We start from the raw sequence: 18,860 nt of genomic DNA, 5'->3' as shown, positions 1-18,860 counted from the left end.
AAAACCATCTTTCAAGCAAATAAATGACATTTATTTCAAAAAGGAAGAAAAAACTTTCGTTTTTCTAATTGCAGCATAGTTGTGAAGCTTTTTTATTATAAATATAGGGACTTTTTCAGTGGCTTCGAACCGTCCCCTTGGCCCCTGTGCCCTCCTTTTTAAACAAAATTTTCGAATCTATGAATAATATTTTTAGCTTTGTCGAAAAATAATCGAAAAAAATTTTTTGAATATGTATATAATTCCGCGAATGTGTTCAGAATGGTTGCTGAGGTGATAAACATGAGAGAGGAAGAAAAGAAACGTACTTCTCAAAAATCAAGTTTACAACGCTTATTTAGAAAGCGTTGGGTATTTCCAGCAATCTACTTGGTAAGTGCAGCACTCATTCTAACCGCGGTTTTATGGTTTACAGGACAAAACGATGTAGCGAAGGATGATTTGAAATATGGTGAAAATCAGCCGGGAACAGCTACAGGTGATGAGCCAAGCTTACCAGTAAACCAAGCGGCAGAAAACTTTAAGATGCCTGTCATTGACGAAGATGCCATTCAAGTCTTTAGGGAATTCTACGATGCAGAGGCTTCAGCAGAAAAGCAAGAAGCAGCTCTTGTAGTCTATAACAATATTTATTCCCCTAACAAAGGAATTGACATCGTCGGAAAAGACGGTAAGACATTTGAAGTAGTTGCATCATTAGCTGGAACTGTAACACGTGCAGAAAAGGATCCGCTACACGGAAATGTTGTGGAAATGGAGCACACTGACGGTGTGGTCACAATGTATCAATCACTTGCAGACTTGAAAGTGGCAAAAGGTGACGTAGTTGAACAAGGTGAAGTCCTTGGAATGGCTGGCGAAAATCAATTTGACAAAGAGGCAGCAATTCACGTACACTTTGAAATCCGTAACAACGGAGTAGCAGTTAACCCAATTGAGTACTTTGGACAATCTGTAACAACGCTTGAAAATAGTGAGCAAGGTACAGAAGACAAAGAGGCTGCAAGTAAAGAAGAAGACAAGCAACCTGCAGAAGATAAGCAACCTAAAGAAGAAGAGAAACCAGAAGACAGTAAGAAACCAGCAGATGAAGAAGAAAATGCAAACTCAACTGATGCTTCAATCGGAATGGCGAAAGCATAAGCAAGGAGAAACAGTAGTCTAGCTGTGGTGGCAACTTTAGCTAAAATTCAAACCGATTACTCTAACCGAGTAGTCGGTTTTTTTATGGGACAAGGGGACAGGTACCTTGTCCCAGTAAAAATATGGTGGGACGATGAACCTGTCCCTCTGTCCCAAAATCTTTTTTATTTCCACTGAACTTTTTGTGAACCTCAAACGTATTATCTTCGGAAAAGCATTTGAAAGGATCGTGATCCAGTATGACAGGGTTTGAAGATATTAACTGGGCGCTTATCGCGCCGATTATTGTAATTCAATTGATTTTAATGGTGACAGCTTTAATTGACCTTGCAAGAAGCGAAGGAACGAATGGACCAAAGATTTTATGAGTGTTTGTCATTCTTCTGGTCAGTATGATTGGTCCGATTCTCTATTTTGTAATTGGAAGGAAGAGATAGGATGACGGAAACTCTAGTTTCAATCGAAAATATAGTGAAGCGGTTTGGGAAGGAGACAGCGGTGAACAATCTTTCTTTTGAGATTAACAAAGGAAGTTGCACCGCCCTGCTCGGTCCAAATGGAGCAGGAAAAACAACCACACTCAGGATGCTAGCAGGACTTCTTCACCCAACCTCAGGAAAAATAACATTTGATGGTTTGACAAACGGTGATCATCGTAAATACATTGGATATCTGCCACAGCACCCAGTCTTTTACAACTGGATGTCGGCAAGTGAATTTTTAGTGTATGTCGGACAGCTTGCCCATTTATCAAAAAAAGAATCCCATCAAAAAGCGAATGAATTACTAGAATTAGTAGGACTCGCGGACGCAAAGCAAAAGAAGATCGGTGGATTTTCGGGTGGAATGAAGCAACGCTTAGGAATTGCCCAAGCGATGATTCATGAACCAAAGCTTGTCATGCTTGATGAACCTGTGTCCGCACTTGACCCTGTTGGTCGCCGCGAGGTCATTGAAATGATGCGAGAATTGAAAAGGAAAACGACAATCCTGTTCTCTACACATGTATTGCATGACGCAGAAGAGGTTTGTGATGATATTGTCATCGTTCATAAAGGTGAATTAGCATTAAGCGATTCATTAGCGGGTCTGCGTAAAAAGCATCAGCATGATGTAATCGTTATTGAAGCAGAAACAGATATTATGGACTGGGCAAACGGCTTAAAAGCGATAGGGGCGGTTCATGAAGTGACCGTGGACCGGACGAAGGCCACCATTGTGGTAACACAACTTGATACAGCGCGAAATGCTATTTTACAAGATATCTTGATTAAAAATATACCAGTTTCCACGTTTAAAATTGGGCAATCGTCGCTTGAAGATGTATTTATGAAGGTGGTGAAGTCATGAGGCAATGGATGGTATTATTTAAAAAAGAATGGATTGAGATGACGCGGAATTTTAAAATTCTCTGGATTCCACTTGTGTTTATTTTATTAGGAATCATGCAACCGGTCACCTCGTATTATTTGCCGGAAATTATCAAAGCAGCGGGTGAATTGCCAGAGGGTGCGGTTTTTGAAATCCCAATCCCATCTCCTCAAGAGGTCATCGTGCAAACCCTTGGACAGTACAGCCTGATCGGCATACTTGTATTAGTCCTAGCATTCATGGGGATTGTTGCGGCTGAAAAAAGTAGTGGCGTGTCCGATATCATTCTTGTAAAACCCGTTTCGTTTGCCAACTACATTACAGCAAAATGGGTTAGTGTCGTTTTAATGACTATAGGATCCTTTTTATTAGGAGTCTTAGCGTCTTGGTATTATACCGGAGTTTTGATTGGCGATATTGGATTCGGGGAATTAATGAAGGGCGCACTAGTCTATGGAACATGGCTTGTGTTCCTTGTAACGGTCACACTTCTATTAAGCTCGTTGTTTAAAAGCAATTTAATTGTAGCCTTTGTGTCGTTATTAGTAGCGATTGGGCTGTCGGCCATCACATCCTTATTATCGAAATGGATGTCATGGAGCCCGGCAAGACTATCGACACACGCAAGCAAGCTTCTATTAACAGGGAGCCCGGACAAACATTTTGCTCTATCATTGACGATTTCATTTCTATTAGTTCTTGTTTTGCTCATAAGTTCAATCTATCTTTTTGCGAAAAAGGAACGGGCGGCATAATGAAACAAAGCATGGCCAATAGGCCATGCTTATTATTTTACAATTACTTGTCCCGTCATTCCTTCCTTGGAATGGTACCGACATATCAGTTCATATGTACCTGGCGTTTTTGGTCCCACAGTCACAATTTTTATTTGTTTTGGTTTTACTTCATAATCAATTCCAAGCTTTTCTACTGTGAAGGTGTGTTCCTTAACGCCGTTATTTTTCAACACCAACACGAACGGTTTTCCTTGGGGAATCATGATTTCCTTCGGGTTAAAGTAATCATCGTTCATTTGGACCTCAATTTTTGTCATCGGCTCCAAAGGCTGTGTTTCGGCAAATACACCAATCGAGCCAACCACGAACAACGCAAGGATCACACTCAAACTTGTTAACCACTTAATCGCAGACATTCGCTTCCCTCCTTTCTACTTCTATCTTTTTCTTATTCATCAAATATTATCAGTAATAAAAAATGGCGTCGGGAATTCCCGACACCAGACCTGTAAAAAAATGGTGGGACGATGAACCTGTCCCCTTGTCCCACTACAGTTTTAATCCTGTTCGACTTTTAAATCTTCTTAGCAAAATATGGCTTTCCACTCGTGTGATTCCGTCCAGACTGTAAAGCTCTTCGTTAATAAATTTTTCAAGCTTGGCGAAGTCCTCGACAAGGACGTGCATATGCAGGGTGCTTGGCCCCGTCATTTGATAGCAGCTTGCGACACTTGGGTTGTTCGCGAGTGTCTCCGCTACCCTCACAAGTGAAGCCGGTTCACAGTCCACTTCGAAAAAGGCAGAAACGCCTTTACCTACTTTTTCAGAATTGATCACGACTGAAAATTTTTCGATTACGCCTTTTTCGATTAATTGATTGACGCGCTCGCGAATCGACACCCTTGAAAGACCAAGCTCTTTTCCAATATCCACGTAGGACATTCTTCCATTTATCGTTAACAACTCAAGAATTTTTTTATCCGTTTCATCGATTTTCATTGAATCCCCACTTTTCAACGGTTTACTTGCTTACATTTATTTTACCATCGGTTCGAACAACACACAGCAACAAATTGGACATCCCTACAGTGTGATTTACACTCTAAACCCTATTTTTGCGCATTCTTACTTATTTCATCAAAATTATAGAATATAATTTAAATTTCAATTATAATCATAATTATAAACAATAAATTCCGTTTGTTAATCAATTTTCGAAAAATAACTAACAATTGTCAAAAATGGGGTACATAGAAGGGGGATTTTAAAAATGAATTTGGATTATTTGAATTACCCGTATGCTTCACAACGAATGGCGACCTTTGCGAAAAATGGGATGGTCGCAACGTCCCAGCCATTAGCAGCTCAAGCGGGGCTAGATATTCTAAAAAAAGGCGGAAATGCGATTGATGCAGCCATCGCAACGGCTGCAACGTTAACTGTTGTTGAGCCGACCTCGAATGGAATCGGTGGGGATGCCTTTGCGCTTGTATGGGTAAAGGGGGAGCTGCACGGTCTAAACGCGAGTGGACCCGCGCCAAAAAGCATTTCAATTGATGCCGTGAAAGCAAAAGGTCACGAAGAATTGCCGACATTTGGCTTATTACCAGTAACGGTGCCTGGCGTTCCTTCCGCATGGGCGGAGCTATCTCGACGTTTCGGAAAGCTTCCTTTAACCGAAGTTCTAAAGCCAGCTATCCAGTATGCCGAGGAAGGATATCCTTTATCACCTGTTCTAGCAAAATACTGGAAGGGTGCCTATAAAAAATACAAAGAAATATTCACTGCACCAGAATTTAAAGGTTGGTTTGAAACATTTGCACCGGAGGGACGTGCACCTGAAATTGGCGAGGTGTGGAAATCAGAAGGGCATGCAAATACCCTTCGTTCCATTGCAGAAACCAATGCAGAAAGCTTTTACAAAGGCAAACTTGCGGATAAAATCGATGCCTTCTTCAAGGAACACGGTGGCTTCCTTTCAAAAAAGGATCTAGCAGACTATAAGCCTGAGTGGGTCCAGCCAATTTCAGTGAACTACCGTGGCTATGATGTATGGGAGATTCCGCCAAACGGCCAAGGAATAGTTGCGTTAATGGCTCTTAACATCCTGAACGGCTTTGACATCAAGGAAAAAGAATCAGTTGAAACCTATCATAAGCAAATTGAAGCTATGAAACTAGCCTTTTCAGATGGAAAAAAATATGTGACAGATCCTGAAAAAATGTCAGTGAAGGCAGCCCAGCTTTTATCAGAAGAATTTGCGGCACAAAGAAGAAGTTTAATCGGTGAAGAGGCGCTAACACCAGAACCGGGAACACCACCACGCGGAGGCACTGTCTATTTAGCAGCTGCTGACTCTGAAGGTAACATGATTTCCTATATTCAAAGTAACTACATGGGCTTTGGCTCTGGAATTGTGATTCCGGAAACAGGGATAGCCTTACAAAACCGTGGTCATGATTTTTCTTTAGACCCAACTCACGAAAATGCGTTGGAGCCAGGTAAAAAAACATACCACACGATCATCCCTGGATTTTTAACAAAGGACGGGGAAGCAGTTGGTCCATTCGGTGTCATGGGTGGATACATGCAGCCGCAAGGTCATGCGCAAGTGATCATGAATACAATTGATTTCCATTTGAACCCTCAGGCGGCTCTTGACTCACCAAGATGGCAATGGATTGAAGATAAAAAAGTAGTGGTGGAACCAAACTTCCCAACGCATGTTGCGCAGGCACTAGCGAGACGTGGTCACCAGATTCAGGTGGCGCTGGATGGCGGCAGCTTTGGTCGCGGTCAAATCATTTGGAGAGACCCAAAGACAGGTGTTCTCTCAGGTGGTACGGAAGCAAGAACAGACGGTAGTATTGCATCGTGGTAAATGAAACAGAAATGAGTTGATCGTATGAAATATCTAGATTTATTTATAGCCTTTTTTCGTTCGGGTATTTTGGGATATGGGGGCGGTCCATCCTCCATCCCTCTCGTTCATAAAGAGGTCGTTGGAACTTACAAATGGATGAATGATGATGAATTTTCAGATGTACTCGCACTTGCGAATACATTACCAGGACCAATTAATACGAAAATGGCAGGTTATATTGGCTATCGTGTAGGGGGAATCCTAGGTCTCTTTACAGCATTATTCGCAACCATGGTTCCGACGATTATTCTTATGATTCTTTTATTAACCTTTTTATCGTCAATCAAGGATCAGCCTTGGGTGCACGGGATGGTAAAAGCGGTAATCCCAGTCGTTTGTGTCATGATGGCAACCTTGACTTGGGACTTTTTAAAAAAATCAAAGGACTCTTTAGGCTGGAAGGTTGCTGCAGGAATCGTTGTAGTAAGTTTTATATTAATTGAGTTTGTGGGAATCCACCCGGGCATCATCATTGGGGTGCTACTTGTTGCCGCAATCGTCAAGAGAGACAAAGCAAAAGAAGTCGAGCAAACAATAGAAAAGGGTGTTGGAATGTGATTTATTGGCAAATTTTCTTAGCCTTTTTTATACCTGGCATTGTTGGGTATGGTGGGGGACCATCCTCCATTCCTCTAGTTGAAAATGAGGTTGTTGGACGTTATGGTTGGTTAACAGTTTCCGAATTCAGTGAGGTGCTCGCACTCGGAAATTCCTTGCCAGGTCCAATCGCTACAAAAATGGCTGGCTATATTGGGTATGAAGTAGCGGGAATACCTGGTTCAATCATTGCAGTCTTTGCGACTGTCGCTCCTTCTCTCATTTTAATGATTGTTTTACTAGGCTTTTTATACAAACATAAAGATTCACCAAAGGTAAAACGCATGTCCAGCTATGTTCGCCCAGCGATTGCCGTTTTACTAGGTACTTTAGCGATTAGCTTTTTCACAACATCGTATGCGGATACGGGCTGGCTTCAAACCATCGTGATCATTGTGGTTAGCTTTGTATTAATGGAAAAGCTGAAGGTTCACCCCGCCTATGTCATTATTGGGGCACTGGGATATGGAGCCATTTTTCTAGCTTAAAGAGGTGTAAAAAATGAAACTTTTATTAACAGGATTCGTTCCTTTTTTAGATAATCCGATCAATCCAACTGAAGAAATCGTAAGAGCTTTGGAAGGACAAACAATCGGTGGTTATGAAATTGTAGGAAAAGTGCTACCTGTTGATTTTGCAGAATCAGCTAAACAATGTATCGAACATATCAATGAGGTAAAGCCGGATGTTGTCATTTCATTAGGGCTTGCTGCAGGAAGAAATAAAGTGACACCTGAGCGGATTGCAATCAACTGTCGTGATGGTGCTGCCGATAACAGCGGTGTGAAATTGCAAGATGCGCCGATTGAAGAGGAAGGACCAGCGGGTTATTTTTCGACATTGCCGATTCGTGCATTTGTAGACGCATCGGTTGAAAAAGGATACCCGGCGGTTATCTCAAACACGGCTGGGACCTATCTTTGCAACAATGTCATGTACTCTGTATTGCATAAAATTGAGCAGGAAAATCTTGAGATGCACGCGGGATTTATTCACATACCAGCTTCCCATGAACTTGCATTGAAGAAAAACGGCATCCCGAGCTGGTCATTAGCGGATTTAACAGCATCGATTCGTGCGATGATTGAGGTGCTCGGGGAGTAATATGGTTAATAGCCTAGTTGGAATACTAGACCAATATTTGAAAACACTAAGAGGAAGCCCGATTCTGGGCTTCCTCTTTTTCTATCTATGAAAGGACTTATAAAATGAAGCAATTACATATCTTTTATGCATTTTTGAAAGTTGGCTTACTTGGGTATGGAGGAGGTCCGTCCTCCATTCCACTTGTCCATAAGGAAGCAGTAGAGCGTTACAAATGGCTAAATGATAACGACTTTGGCGATATTTTGGCGCTTGGGAATATGTTGCCAGGACCCATCGCGACAAAAATGGCCGGTTATATTGGCTATCGTGTTGGCGGTTGGCTAGGGATGATCAATGCCGTTTTAGCAACCTCCGTCCCGACTATTCTATTAGTGATTGTTTTGCTTACCTCCTTGACTTCTTTTAAAAGTCTTGCTTGGGTGCAGGGGATGACAAAGGGTGTGCTAGCTGTGGTTGGAGTCATGCTTGCCCAATTAACCTGGGAATTTTTCATTAATGCCAAAAAGGGACTTGGATGGACAAGGGCGATCTTATTAGGGGTGGTAAGTGTACTGGTGTTGGATGTGATTGGCGTGCATCCCGGTATTTTAGTTGGAGCCTTACTTGTACTTGCCTTGGTGAAAAAGGACAAACGGGAGGAAAAACATTCATGATCTATATGCAACTCTTTATTGCATTTTTTATACCGGGGATCCTCGGCTATGGAGGCGGACCTGCCTCCATTCCGCTAGTTGAAAATGAAGTGGTCCATCGTTATCACTGGCTGTCCGTTCATGAGTTTAGTGAAGTGATTGCGATTGGGAACGCGTTGCCCGGTCCAATTGCAACCAAAATGGCTGGGTATATCGGGTTTCAACAAGCTGGAGTGTTGGGTGCGGTGGTTGCCATCTTTGCGACTGTTGCCCCTTCACTCATTTTAATGATTGGTTTACTTAGTATTTTGAAAAAGTTTAAGAACTCTCCGAAAGTAAAGCGGATGACGAACTATATCCGGCCAACCATCGCTGTTCTTTTGGGAGCAATGGCGTATCGCTTTTTTCAGGAATCATATGAGGATGCCGGGTTGGTCCATAGTATTATTTTAGTGGTGCTTAGTTTTTTGTTGCTGGAAAAATGGAAGGTTCACCCCGCGTATGTGATTGTCGGATCGTTAGTATATGGGGCGGTGTTGTTGTAGGGGGAGGAGGATTAAAAATAGGATCTTCCAGCATCGTCCGAAATTGATCTAATAAAGGGTCATAAAGTAAGCGAGTTTTCAAGTAAAACCCAAACCTCATTCGTAAGGCTCCACCTCTCTAAGTATGGTCCGCAATGTCCTTCTTTCCCCAAAATTTCGCCAAAATCTTTTCTTGACGAGCCCTGGAAATAAATTCATAATATAAATATTAGTAATTTTCGTAATATTGTAAAATGTAAATCGTACATATAGAGAGTGTAATCTTCCTCTATACAAAATTATTGACAACGCTTACATGGAGGGGTGTTATCTATGATATTATTTTTAATGCTATTTATTGTTGGGTTTAGCTTTTTTATGGCGTTTAAGCGTAAGCGCCCTCTCTTTTTACTTTTGCCGTTTGTGTCCATCTTTGCTTATTTTGTTTTTGAAATCATCCGTTTTCCGGCACCACTTGGGGAAACGATCCGGTTTATTTTTAATCTAAGCTAAGAAACTTAAAGGAGGTGATATTAAAAGACAAACCGAATTACCGAACTTCACATCAATTCTATTTTTATGGAGGTGCTAGTAGTTGAAAAAAGTTGATAAGAAGATTGCTGATGGATACTTTAGGGAGAAAACGAGAAATATTATTATCTATCTCGTTATCGGATTTCTTGTTTCATTTGGGGTGGTCCTCTTTGCAAAGCCACTATCCACGTTTTCAGTAAATGGATTGCCGTTCCATTATTTCATGGGGGCACAGGGTGCAGTTGTTACGTTTATCATTATTCTATTTGTAAATGCGAAGGTTAGCGATAAAATTGACCAAAAATACGGCATCGACGAAGAAAAAAATGAGCAAATCAGCTCTGGAAAAGTGCTTGATCATTAAAAATCTAACCTACCTAACAATCTTACTCTCGAAAATCTAAACTACGTAACAGGAATACCCCTACTTCTAAGACTGCCTTGATGAAAAAGCAAGTCTCAACCATAGCAAAAAATATCTCACACCATATGTCTTAAAATCTACAAAAATCAAACAATACGATAAAAAGAGACAGGTTTTCCTACAAAAAAATAATACCTATATTTGAACCCAAAGGGGGAGGAAATTTGGATACACAATTTCTGGTCTCATTAATCATTATTTTAGCGTCGTTTGGTCTTTATATTGGAATTGCCATCTTCAACCGAGCACGGGCGACCTCGGACTTTTATGTTGCTGGACGTGGAGTGCCGCCTATTTATAATGGAATGGCGATAGGAGCGGACTGGATGAGTGCGGCATCGTTCATTGGAATGGCCGGGACCATCATGGCACTTGGGTATGGCGGACTTGCCTATATCATGGGGTGGACAGGCGGATATTTGCTATTAACCTTCCTCCTTGCGCCACAGCTTCGCAAATATGGCCGTTACACGGTGCCAGAGTTTATCGGGGACCGCTTTGATAGCCATTCGGCGCGCATTGTTGCGGCAGTCTGTACAATCATCATATCGTTTACGTACTCCATTGGCCAATTATCTGGTTCTGGGGTTGTAATCGGGCGTCTCTTTGAAATAGATGCTGGAATTGGAACCATGATTGGGGTGGTGTTGATTGCCTTCTACGCAGCGATGGGTGGAATGAAGGGGATCACGTGGACACAGGTTGCGCAATACATCGTATTGATTGTTGCGTACTTAATTCCGGTTATTTTTATCTCTCTACAATTAACAAACAATCCATTGCCATGGTTATCTTATGGAAAAGTGGTTGAAGAAATCGGAGAGCTTGATCGCCAGCTTGGTTTCACAGAATATTTTGCTCCGTTTACAACAGGATCTGAGTGGCAATTTCTAGCGTTAATGTTCACGTTAATGTGTGGTACAGCTGGACTGCCGCACGTTATCGTTCGTTTCTATACGGTTTCGACAATGAAGGCAGCTCGTTGGTCTGGCGCATGGGCACTTTTATTCATCGGCTTATTATACTTATCCGCTCCTGCATATGCAGCATTTTCACGTTTTATCCTAATGACCCAGGTTGCAGGTCAAAAAATGACAGAACTTCCTCATTGGACACAAAGCTGGATTGACACAGGTCTATTAAAGCTTGCAGACGCAAATGGCGACGGAATCCTACAGTGGCAGGAAATGACGATTGCCAATGACATCGTCGTTATGGCGACACCAGAAATCGCTAATCTTGGTGTATTCGTTATCGGATTAATGGCAGCAGGGGCAATGGCAGCAGCCTTGTCTACGGCTGGTGGTTTGATGATTGCACTTTCATCTTCATTTGCGCATGATATTTATTATCGTGTGTTAAAGCCAGAAGCATCAGAAAAGAACCGATTGAATGTGGCCCGTTGGTCAATTGTTATTGCGACACTAATCGCAGGGTTAGTTGCATTAAACCCTCCAGGAGCAATCACGCAAATCGTAGCATGGGCCTTTGCAATTGCATCCAGTACGTTCTTCCCTGCACTCGTACTTGGGGTTTGGTGGAAGCGTTCAAATGCGAAGGGTGTTATTTCGGGAATGCTCATCGGATTGGTCGTTGTGTTATCGTATATCTTTGCTGCAAAATACGGTGGCTTCACAATCTTGGGTATTATCGATACAGGTGCTGGAATCTTTGGGGCGGCAGCAGGCTTCTTAGGAAACATCATTGTTTCCCTTATGACAGAAGCGCCATCACAGGCTAAACAAGACGAGGTCGTTGATATGCGCTACCCTGAGCAAATGGTATACAAGGATGGCGAGGTTTGGCTTAAAGAGGATGCTTAACAGTAAATCTGATTCACGAATGAAAAATTTAACGGTTCTATGCGATTTTGCATAGGACCGTTTTAAAAGAGGGAAAAAACATGGAACAGATCTATGAGTGGGTGAAAGACCATCCTTTGTTTAAAGAATGGTCGGATATGGAAGTGTTTGAGTTTCTCGCCTTCTGTCAGCAAAAAACATATAAGCAGTCAGATCTATTGTTTCATGCCAATGAGCAGCGGGAGGGGATACTTCTGCTGCTTTCTGGCGTTGTCGAGGTGTTTGTGGGACCTAGTGAAAATCGTGAAGTGCTTGAAATCATAAAGCCTGGGGAATTAATTGGGCTATCAAATATTGCGGATTTAATTGGGGGTCCGAAGCGGGACATGGAATACCGAGTCGGTGTCATCGCAACAGAGGCTGGACAATGTTTGTTCATCCCCAATCTTGTCATTCAAAAACGCCTTCATGACCCCAATTTTCATCAATACCTATTCACTCAACTTGCGATTCGTTTGAAAGAAATCTACGGTTCATTAGCCGAACAGGTGATGATAACAAGAAAAGCGAAAGATAGCGGTTCCCTTGTCCGAAGGGTCCAGGATGTGATGACAACATCACTTGTCACAGTTGATCGAAGCACGGTCTGCAGTACCGTCGCACAACAAATGACAGAACGCCGAACAAGCTCTGTTCTTGTTGTTGAAAATAAAAGACTTTTAGGAATTATAACGGAGCGTGACCTGGTTTCAAGAGTCATCTATGAAAGGAAAAATGGAAACACAAATGCTTCCGAATTTATGACCAAAAACCCCATTACGATTTCAAAGTACGCCTATTGTTATGAAGCACTTTCTACATTCATTTTACATGGTGTGAAGCATTTGCCTGTCATTGAGGAAAATGAGGTAGTTGGAATTATAACGATATCGGATGTGTTGCGGCAAAATACGGATAGCATGATGAGACCGATTAAGACAATTGAAATGGCGACACGTGAAACTCTACCCACTGTAAAAACCGCCATTTATGATGTGGTCGATGCTCTCTTACAAGACGGTGTTCCGATTTTTAAAGTATTAGATAGTGTTACAAAACTATTTGATCGGCTAGTCAAACGATGTATTGAGTTGGCGATTGAGGAACTATCAAAAGGAGATGGCAAGCTTCCTCCAACCAAGTTCTGCTTTTACCAAATGGGAAGCGCTGGTCGTGAAGAACAGTTTTTGTTAACAGACCAGGACCACTTTCTTGTCTACGAAAATAGTTCACTAGAGGTGAATGATTATTTTTCAAAATTAGGAGAAGAGATTGTAAGGTTACTAGAAAAGGCAGGGTACGCACGCTGTCTTGGAGATATGATGGCGAGTAATCCTAGTTGGCGTGGTTCCGTAGAAACGTGGATGGGGCGTGTTCAGACTTGGGTCAGTCAGGCTACAAATCAAAATATGCTACTTGCACAGAACTTCTTTTCCTACCGTTTTTTATATGGGGATGAAGAACTTAACCTTGAATTCGAAACCCAGCTTTTTGAAAAAATGAAGCACGCCAAAATCTTTTTGTTTCGTCTTCATGAACAAGAGCACCATATACCTTCTTTGGAACAGCCTATTCGTGCCCTTTTTAAATTAGACCGGAAGCAATTAGATATTAAAAAGGAAATCTTATTTCCCTACCACCATGGCTTGCAAATCCTATCTTTAGAATATGGCATCATCTCAGGAACACCATTCCAGCGGATTGATAGATTAGTAGAGAAGAAGGCGTTTAGTCCGAGTTTTGGAAAAGATGTGAAGGCTGCTGCATCTGATGTGATGCGTTTTTATGTGAACCAAAGGTGGCATCACTTTAAAAATAAGGAGAAACTCACATCAATCCTTCATTTTTCACATTTAACAACAAAGGAGAAGGAAGAACTCATTTTAAGTGTAAAAATTTTGAAGGAGATGCAAACTCTAGTAAATGCCCATTTTCAAATTTGAAAGGAGTCGAATCTGTGATATTTGGTAGAAAACCCCTTTGTCCTCAAATTCATAAGGAAATTCCGTTATCGACTCCAATTGATAAAATGAGATTTACAGTTTTTGACACGGAGACAACTGGATTTCAAGTGGCAACGGTTGATCGGTTAATTGAAATTGCAGCTGTTCAAGTGGACGGATTAAAGGTTTGTGAGGAAGTGCAATTTCATACATATGTTAACCCAAACCGACAAATTTCTCAGGAAATAATCGAATTGACTGGAATAACAGATGATATGGTCGAAAATGCACCGACCGCCATTAAAGGAATATCGAATTTTTTTACATTTATTAAAGAGTACAATAGCAACTGTCTGGTTGGCCATTATGTATTGTTTGATATGGTCACTTTAAAAAGCGAACTGAAGCGCGAGAAATACAGCCTACAGCGGGTGCCAACAATCGATACACTGGATTTGATTGGTTTTATTTCTCCATCCTATGACATGCGAGATTTACACAGATACGCGCAGAATTTTGGAACACGGATTTATGAAAGACATACAGCCACTGGGGACGCGTTAACGACGGCTTATTTATTCGTTGAACTTCTCCAATATTTTCAAGATCGTGGTAAACAAACCTGGGGCGACCTTCTCCAAACGACAGAAAGTCAGAGTCGGATTTTCTGAAAAACACAGGTTGTCCAGGGTCCGATACAACTTGTCCAATCTAAAAAAACAGCAATTTTCAAAAATATTTTGATAAATGCCTTGTCCCTCTTGACTTTTATAGCATAATCCCTCAACCAAGCTAATAAAATGTTACAAACCTAACAAAGAGAGTGTTTGAGGTGAGGGGGCGTAAACCGTCTTCAAAGATCCAGCAATTCATATGACGAATATTTTCCAAACTAAACAACTTTTTCGTTGAAGCAATAACGCGTCTCATTTCACACTTCTCACATCCACATAGGGAGGGCGAGTAGTGTGCACGATTACATCAAAGAACGAACTATCAAGATTGGAAAGTATATCGTGGAGACAAGAAAAACAGTTCGCGTCATTGCGAAGGAATTTGGCGTTTCCAAAAGTACTGTCCATAAAGATTTAACCGAAAGGCTACCTGAAATCAATCCCGAACTAGCAAATGAAGTAAAAGAAATCCTGGATTATCATAAATCAATAAGGCATTTACGGGGTGGAGAAGCGACAAAACTAAAGTATAAAAAAGAAGAAGAATTACAAGAAGAGCCAGTGAAATAACATAAACGGGACTTTCTTCCTATATCTAACTAACGGGATGTGCTGACGTCGACGTTTGCCATGAGATGCGGCGGGTTTTAGTCGACGCTCCATCCAAGGTGCTTTAGCGGTTAAGTTAGCATTTTACGACATTTTCCTACAAAAAAATTACAAAAAGTCTATTATATAAGTCAAATTGTGATACAATACAACATAGGAAAATATGTGCATTTGTGATTCAAATGCAAGGAGGAAAGTTACCCAAATGTTAGCTAGGGATATCGGTATTGATCTAGGAACTGCGAACGTACTTATACATGTAAAAGGAAAAGGAATTGTATTGAACGAGCCATCAGTTGTGGCATTAGATAAGAACACAGGCAAGGTTTTAGCTGTTGGTGAAGAAGCAAGACGCATGGTGGGTCGTACACCAGGAAATATAGTGGCGATTCGACCTTTAAAAGACGGAGTTATTGCTGATTTTGATGTAACTGAAGCGATGCTCAAGCATTTTATTAATAAGTTAAATGTAAAAGGCTTTCTTTCAAAACCTAGAATTTTGATTTGCTGCCCAACAAACATTACCTCTGTTGAACAAAAAGCAATCAAGGAAGCTGCCGAAAAAAGCGGCGGAAAGAAAATCTATCTTGAGGAAGAACCGAAAGTGGCAGCGATTGGAGCTGGAATGGACATCTTCCAACCAAGCGGAAACATGGTCGTAGATATTGGCGGTGGTACAACAGATGTTGCCGTATTATCAATGGGCGATATCGTCACCGCCTCTTCCATTAAAATGGCTGGGGACACATTTGATGCGGAAATCCTCAGCTATATTAAGCGTGAGTACAAGCTATTAATCGGAGAAAGAACAGCTGAAAACATTAAAATTCAGGTTGCAACAGTATTCCCAGATTCACGTCATGAGGAAATCGATATTCGTGGACGTGATATGGTTACGGGTTTACCACGCACACTGACCATTAAATCTGATGAAATCGAAAAAGCACTGCGTGAGCCGGTTTCTGCTATTGTACAAGCTGCGAAAAGTGTTCTTGAAAGAACGCCACCAGAGCTTTCAGCGGACATCATCGATCGTGGCGTGATTTTAACAGGTGGTGGAGCATTGCTTCACGGAGTTGATCAGCTTTTAGCGGAGGAATTACGCGTTCCAGTATTAATTGCTGAAAACCCAATGGAGTGTGTAGCAATTGGAACAGGCATTATGCTTGAAAACCTGGACAAGCTTCCACGTAGAAAATTAGTCTAATACTGTAAATAGGACCTTTCCGAATTGGCAGGTCCTTTCCTACTTTTTCTAAAAAAAAGTACAGTGTGGTAAATTTTACAGATGAAGAAATAGGGATTTCCTACTATAATAAATAGTACTAAGTGTTCAAAAAGGAGGATGAAGAGGACCGCGTCGACAAAACCGCCACTTCCTGTGGCATTGTCGACACTAGCACGTCCTGTGCGTCGAAATTTCAAGGCGGTGCAGCTTTGAGTACCGGAGCGTATGCAGTTTATACGTGAGGAACGGAGAAGCAAGCCAACGCAGAAATTCGATGTGTCATATTCACCGGACTTTTTGAACAACCTTTAACTAGGTATATGTTCGGATGAAAATGAGGTGAGACCATGTTACGTGGATTTTATTCTGCAGCAGCTGGAATGCTTGCGCAACAACGTCGTACAGAAATGCTTACGAATAATATAGCAAATGCCAACACACCTGGCTATAAAGTGGACCAAGGTTCTTTACGTGCGTTTCCAGAATTGCTCATGCAACGTCTGGAAGGCGTACAAAGCCCCGCTAAAAATGGTGGGTCTCTTCGAACAGGAAGTAGCATCGGTGGGCTTAACACAGGTGTGTACATGCAGGAAATGATTCCGCTGTTCAAGCAAGGTGATATCCGCGAAACAGGACTTGCGACAGATGTGGCGTTAGTAAATGGCAAATTACCGATCAATACGGAGACCAATCAACCAGGTTCCTTGTTTTTTACGGTTCAAAATGCAAACGGTGATCTGCGCTATACGAGAAATGGAAACTTCACAGTAGACCCAGAAGGTTTTCTAACTACGAATGAAGGCTTTTATGTGCTTGATGAAAACGGAAATCGGATTGCGCTTGAAGATGATCAGTTTCAGGTTACAGCAGATGGAAGTGTCCTTGTCGACGGTCTGGCACAAACACGTTTAGGAATAGCCTTTTCTGAAAATCCAATGAATCTGATTAAAGAAGGAAATGGATTGTACCGGACAAATGGCGGTGGCGAACTACCGTATGCAGCGGCAAATCCTGAAGTGAATTTTACGTTAAAACAAGGATTCCTTGAAGGGTCCAATGTCGATGTGACACAGGCAATGACAGAGATGATGACAGCATACCGTACGTTTGAGGCCAATCAAAAAGTGCTTCAGGCTTATGATAAGAGTATGGACAAAGCCGTTAACGAGATTGGAAGATTATAAGAAAAGCTTGGGGGGAAGATAAATGCGTTCGATGATTACAGCAACAAATACGATGAGTCAGCTGCAAAAACAGCTTGATACAATTGGGCATAATCTAGCTAATATAGAGACGACCGGATACAAAAAACGCCAGGTCAACTTTAGTGAGCTTCTATCCCAAGAATTCAATAATCAACCCGATAACGCACAAGAGGAAGGTCGCTTAACCCCAATTGGTATTCGTACAGGTGTTGGTGCACGACTTGGTCATACGAATATGATGATGACCCAAGGTGCAATCAAAACAACAGACCGTGAGCTTGATATCGCGTTTACGAAAGAAAATCAGTTTTTGCAAGTGCTGGTGGATGAAAATGGCGTTCAGGTTCCACGCTTTACAAGAGAGGGTGCCCTTTATTTGTCACCGGCAAATGATGGTACAAATCGTGTTTCCCTTGTGACAAGTGGTGGAGATCCTGTTTTAGATCAAGATGGGGAGCCAATTGTGTTTGTTGATAATTTTAAAGAGATTAAAATTTCAACAAATGGCGAAGTAACCGTTGTTCCTGAGGCAGGTGCGCCTCAAATATTTAATCTGTCCGTTGTGGAAGTTAAAAAGCCACAGCTTTTACAAGCGGTTGGACAAAATCAATTTGCGCTACCAGACTTGGCGGAACTCGGGATCGCAGCAGATGATGTATTTGTTTCCCTTCAGGGAGCTTTGCGGGAACAAGTGGGTATGCAGCAAGGTGCACTTGAACAATCGAATGTTGATTTGACAACGGAAATGTCTGACCTGCTGTTAACCCAACGCTCTTATCAATTCAATGCAAAATCAATTTCCGTCTCCGATCAAATGATGGGACTTGTGAATGGCATACGATAATTGAACAAAGTAGATACTATAAGGTAGGCAGACATCGAGAAACTCGGCAACAACCTAAAGATAAGGGGTAATCTCAGTGACAAGTGAACTAAACAATACACAAGTAAAATCGCGCGAAGAATTTCGAAAGACGCGTGACGAAGAAAAGAATACGGAAAAAGAGCCGAAAAAGAAGCGTGAAGGAAAACTTCGAATCCGCTTAATTCCAATTTGGATACGACTTTTGCTTGTCGTTGTTCTTTTTGCAGCCAGCGTCATGATTGGTGTGGTTGTAGGTTATGGAGTCATTGGAGATGGTAATCCGAGCGATGCCTTGAAAAAAGAAACATGGCAGCATATCGTGGACCTCGTCAATAAAGATGTTAAAAAATAAGGGGGGCATAAGCCTTCTTTTTTTAAAAGATAAGAAAGTATAAAAATTTGGGTCTACCACAGTTATTTAAGCTGTGGTATTTTCATTTTATGGAGACCAATATATTGAGAAGAATATTTTTTGATAAACACCAACATTGGGAAGCTTTCAA

At 41.6% G+C, this 18,860-nt stretch carries 21 protein-coding genes and 1 pseudogene; 20 read left to right on the top strand and 2 right to left on the bottom strand.

Annotation, left to right across the window (positions count from 1 at the left end; genetic code table 11):
* Positions 1 to 282: 282 nt before the first annotated feature.
* The 4 genes and pseudogenes from E1I69_RS21420 to E1I69_RS21405 all read left to right on the top strand — a co-directional run bounded on the left by E1I69_RS21420 (position 283) and on the right by E1I69_RS21405 (position 3,269).
* Complete coding sequence (locus E1I69_RS21420; RefSeq protein WP_136381575.1) at positions 283 to 1,143, top strand: M23 family metallopeptidase; 861 nt, start codon at positions 283 to 285, stop codon at positions 1,141 to 1,143.
* A gap of 239 nt (positions 1,144 to 1,382) precedes the next feature.
* A pseudogene (locus tag E1I69_RS21415) lies at positions 1,383 to 1,580 on the top strand (PLDc N-terminal domain-containing protein).
* Position 1,581: 1 nt separating this feature from the next.
* Positions 1,582 to 2,493 (top strand): ABC transporter ATP-binding protein, encoded by a 912-nt coding sequence (locus E1I69_RS21410; RefSeq protein WP_136381574.1) that lies wholly within the window; start codon positions 1,582 to 1,584, stop codon positions 2,491 to 2,493.
* Complete coding sequence (locus E1I69_RS21405) at positions 2,490 to 3,269, top strand: ABC transporter permease (RefSeq protein WP_136381573.1); 780 nt, start codon at positions 2,490 to 2,492, stop codon at positions 3,267 to 3,269. The genes E1I69_RS21410 and E1I69_RS21405 overlap by 4 nt, the downstream gene beginning before the upstream one ends.
* Positions 3,270 to 3,301: 32 nt before the next feature.
* Here E1I69_RS21405 and E1I69_RS21400 read toward each other — a convergent pair whose 3' ends face one another.
* A complete protein-coding gene (locus E1I69_RS21400) occupies positions 3,302 to 3,667 on the bottom strand; it encodes a cupredoxin domain-containing protein (protein ID WP_136381572.1) in 366 nt (121 codons plus the stop codon).
* A gap of 133 nt (positions 3,668 to 3,800) precedes the next feature.
* The gene (locus E1I69_RS21395; RefSeq protein ID WP_136381571.1) at positions 3,801 to 4,250 is read right to left on the bottom strand and encodes an Lrp/AsnC family transcriptional regulator; all 450 of its coding nucleotides are present in this window, start codon (positions 4,248 to 4,250) and stop codon (positions 3,801 to 3,803) included.
* Positions 4,251 to 4,521: 271 nt separating this feature from the next.
* Here E1I69_RS21395 and ggt point away from each other — a divergent pair, with 271 nt between their 5' ends.
* The 16 genes from ggt (at position 4,522) to E1I69_RS21315 (ending at position 18,709) form a co-directional block, all read left to right on the top strand.
* On the top strand, positions 4,522 to 6,132 hold the full coding sequence (gene ggt, locus E1I69_RS21390) for a gamma-glutamyltransferase (RefSeq protein ID WP_136381570.1): 1,611 nt from the start codon (positions 4,522 to 4,524) through the stop codon (positions 6,130 to 6,132).
* A 24-nt stretch (positions 6,133 to 6,156) separates the two neighbouring features.
* Entirely contained in the window at positions 6,157 to 6,732 is a 576-nt protein-coding gene (locus E1I69_RS21385; protein ID WP_136381569.1) for a chromate transporter, read from the top strand.
* A complete protein-coding gene (locus E1I69_RS21380) occupies positions 6,729 to 7,259 on the top strand; it encodes a chromate transporter (RefSeq protein ID WP_136381568.1) in 531 nt (176 codons plus the stop codon). Before E1I69_RS21385 ends, E1I69_RS21380 begins: the two co-directional genes overlap by 4 nt.
* Positions 7,260 to 7,272: 13 nt before the next feature.
* The gene (pcp, locus tag E1I69_RS21375; protein ID WP_136381567.1) at positions 7,273 to 7,875 is read left to right on the top strand and encodes a pyroglutamyl-peptidase I; all 603 of its coding nucleotides are present in this window, start codon (positions 7,273 to 7,275) and stop codon (positions 7,873 to 7,875) included.
* 104 nt (positions 7,876 to 7,979) lie between these two features.
* Positions 7,980 to 8,531, top strand: a complete 552-nt coding sequence (locus E1I69_RS21370) for a chromate transporter (RefSeq protein WP_136381566.1) — start codon at positions 7,980 to 7,982, stop codon at positions 8,529 to 8,531.
* The gene (locus E1I69_RS21365; protein ID WP_136381565.1) at positions 8,528 to 9,055 is read left to right on the top strand and encodes a chromate transporter; all 528 of its coding nucleotides are present in this window, start codon (positions 8,528 to 8,530) and stop codon (positions 9,053 to 9,055) included. Before E1I69_RS21370 ends, E1I69_RS21365 begins: the two co-directional genes overlap by 4 nt.
* A gap of 312 nt (positions 9,056 to 9,367) precedes the next feature.
* Positions 9,368 to 9,547: a hypothetical protein gene (locus E1I69_RS21360; RefSeq protein WP_136381564.1), complete on the top strand. Its 180-nt coding sequence runs from the start codon at positions 9,368 to 9,370 to the stop codon at positions 9,545 to 9,547.
* An 82-nt stretch (positions 9,548 to 9,629) separates the two neighbouring features.
* Positions 9,630 to 9,932 (top strand): DUF4212 domain-containing protein, encoded by a 303-nt coding sequence (locus tag E1I69_RS21355; protein WP_136381563.1) that lies wholly within the window; start codon positions 9,630 to 9,632, stop codon positions 9,930 to 9,932.
* A gap of 224 nt (positions 9,933 to 10,156) precedes the next feature.
* Positions 10,157 to 11,815, top strand: coding sequence for a sodium:solute symporter family protein (locus tag E1I69_RS21350; protein WP_136381562.1), 1,659 nt, complete (start codon positions 10,157 to 10,159; stop codon positions 11,813 to 11,815).
* An 80-nt stretch (positions 11,816 to 11,895) separates the two neighbouring features.
* Positions 11,896 to 13,776 carry a DUF294 nucleotidyltransferase-like domain-containing protein gene (locus tag E1I69_RS21345; RefSeq protein ID WP_242634667.1) on the top strand — a complete coding sequence of 627 codons (1,881 nt, stop codon included), beginning with the start codon at positions 11,896 to 11,898 and terminating at the stop codon, positions 13,774 to 13,776.
* 14 nt (positions 13,777 to 13,790) lie between these two features.
* Entirely contained in the window at positions 13,791 to 14,447 is a 657-nt protein-coding gene (locus E1I69_RS21340; RefSeq protein WP_136381561.1) for a 3'-5' exonuclease, read from the top strand.
* 297 nt (positions 14,448 to 14,744) lie between these two features.
* Positions 14,745 to 15,020: a sporulation transcriptional regulator SpoIIID gene (gene spoIIID / locus E1I69_RS21335; protein ID WP_010677153.1), complete on the top strand. Its 276-nt coding sequence runs from the start codon at positions 14,745 to 14,747 to the stop codon at positions 15,018 to 15,020.
* Between the two features lie 244 nt (positions 15,021 to 15,264).
* The gene (locus E1I69_RS21330; protein WP_136381560.1) at positions 15,265 to 16,266 is read left to right on the top strand and encodes a rod shape-determining protein; all 1,002 of its coding nucleotides are present in this window, start codon (positions 15,265 to 15,267) and stop codon (positions 16,264 to 16,266) included.
* A gap of 368 nt (positions 16,267 to 16,634) precedes the next feature.
* Positions 16,635 to 17,471, top strand: coding sequence for a flagellar hook-basal body protein (locus E1I69_RS21325; RefSeq protein WP_136381559.1), 837 nt, complete (start codon positions 16,635 to 16,637; stop codon positions 17,469 to 17,471).
* A 22-nt stretch (positions 17,472 to 17,493) separates the two neighbouring features.
* Positions 17,494 to 18,336, top strand: a complete 843-nt coding sequence (locus E1I69_RS21320) for a flagellar hook-basal body protein (RefSeq protein ID WP_136381558.1) — start codon at positions 17,494 to 17,496, stop codon at positions 18,334 to 18,336.
* Between the two features lie 76 nt (positions 18,337 to 18,412).
* Positions 18,413 to 18,709 (top strand): DNA-directed RNA polymerase subunit beta, encoded by a 297-nt coding sequence (locus E1I69_RS21315; RefSeq protein ID WP_136381557.1) that lies wholly within the window; start codon positions 18,413 to 18,415, stop codon positions 18,707 to 18,709.
* The last annotated feature ends 151 nt before the right edge of the window (positions 18,710 to 18,860 follow it).

The organism is Bacillus timonensis (genome assembly GCF_004799755.1).
Lineage (GTDB): Bacteria > Bacillota > Bacilli > Bacillales > Bacillaceae_L > Ferdinandcohnia > Ferdinandcohnia timonensis_A.
The sequence above is the reverse complement of the archived record's forward strand: the minus strand, read 5'-3'. Positions and strand labels throughout refer to the sequence as shown.

What these genes read in the sequence shown, in the direction of transcription:
- E1I69_RS21420 (WP_136381575.1), top strand. Translation starts at nt 283, where the DNA reads ATGAGAGAGGAAGAAAAGAAACGTACTTCTCAAAAATCAAGTTTACAA.
- E1I69_RS21410 (WP_136381574.1), top strand. Translation starts at nt 1,582, where the DNA reads ATGACGGAAACTCTAGTTTCAATCGAAAATATAGTGAAGCGGTTTGGG.
- E1I69_RS21405 (WP_136381573.1), top strand. Translation starts at nt 2,490, where the DNA reads ATGAGGCAATGGATGGTATTATTTAAAAAAGAATGGATTGAGATGACG.
- E1I69_RS21400 (WP_136381572.1), bottom strand. Translation starts at nt 3,667, where the DNA reads ATGTCTGCGATTAAGTGGTTAACAAGTTTGAGTGTGATCCTTGCGTTG.
- E1I69_RS21395 (WP_136381571.1), bottom strand. Translation starts at nt 4,250, where the DNA reads ATGAAAATCGATGAAACGGATAAAAAAATTCTTGAGTTGTTAACGATA.
- ggt (WP_136381570.1), top strand. Translation starts at nt 4,522, where the DNA reads ATGAATTTGGATTATTTGAATTACCCGTATGCTTCACAACGAATGGCG.
- E1I69_RS21385 (WP_136381569.1), top strand. Translation starts at nt 6,157, where the DNA reads ATGAAATATCTAGATTTATTTATAGCCTTTTTTCGTTCGGGTATTTTG.
- pcp (WP_136381567.1), top strand. Translation starts at nt 7,273, where the DNA reads ATGAAACTTTTATTAACAGGATTCGTTCCTTTTTTAGATAATCCGATC.
- E1I69_RS21370 (WP_136381566.1), top strand. Translation starts at nt 7,980, where the DNA reads ATGAAGCAATTACATATCTTTTATGCATTTTTGAAAGTTGGCTTACTT.
- E1I69_RS21365 (WP_136381565.1), top strand. Translation starts at nt 8,528, where the DNA reads ATGATCTATATGCAACTCTTTATTGCATTTTTTATACCGGGGATCCTC.
- E1I69_RS21360 (WP_136381564.1), top strand. Translation starts at nt 9,368, where the DNA reads ATGATATTATTTTTAATGCTATTTATTGTTGGGTTTAGCTTTTTTATG.
- E1I69_RS21345 (WP_242634667.1), top strand. Translation starts at nt 11,896, where the DNA reads ATGGAACAGATCTATGAGTGGGTGAAAGACCATCCTTTGTTTAAAGAA.
- E1I69_RS21330 (WP_136381560.1), top strand. Translation starts at nt 15,265, where the DNA reads ATGTTAGCTAGGGATATCGGTATTGATCTAGGAACTGCGAACGTACTT.
- E1I69_RS21325 (WP_136381559.1), top strand. Translation starts at nt 16,635, where the DNA reads ATGTTACGTGGATTTTATTCTGCAGCAGCTGGAATGCTTGCGCAACAA.
- E1I69_RS21320 (WP_136381558.1), top strand. Translation starts at nt 17,494, where the DNA reads ATGCGTTCGATGATTACAGCAACAAATACGATGAGTCAGCTGCAAAAA.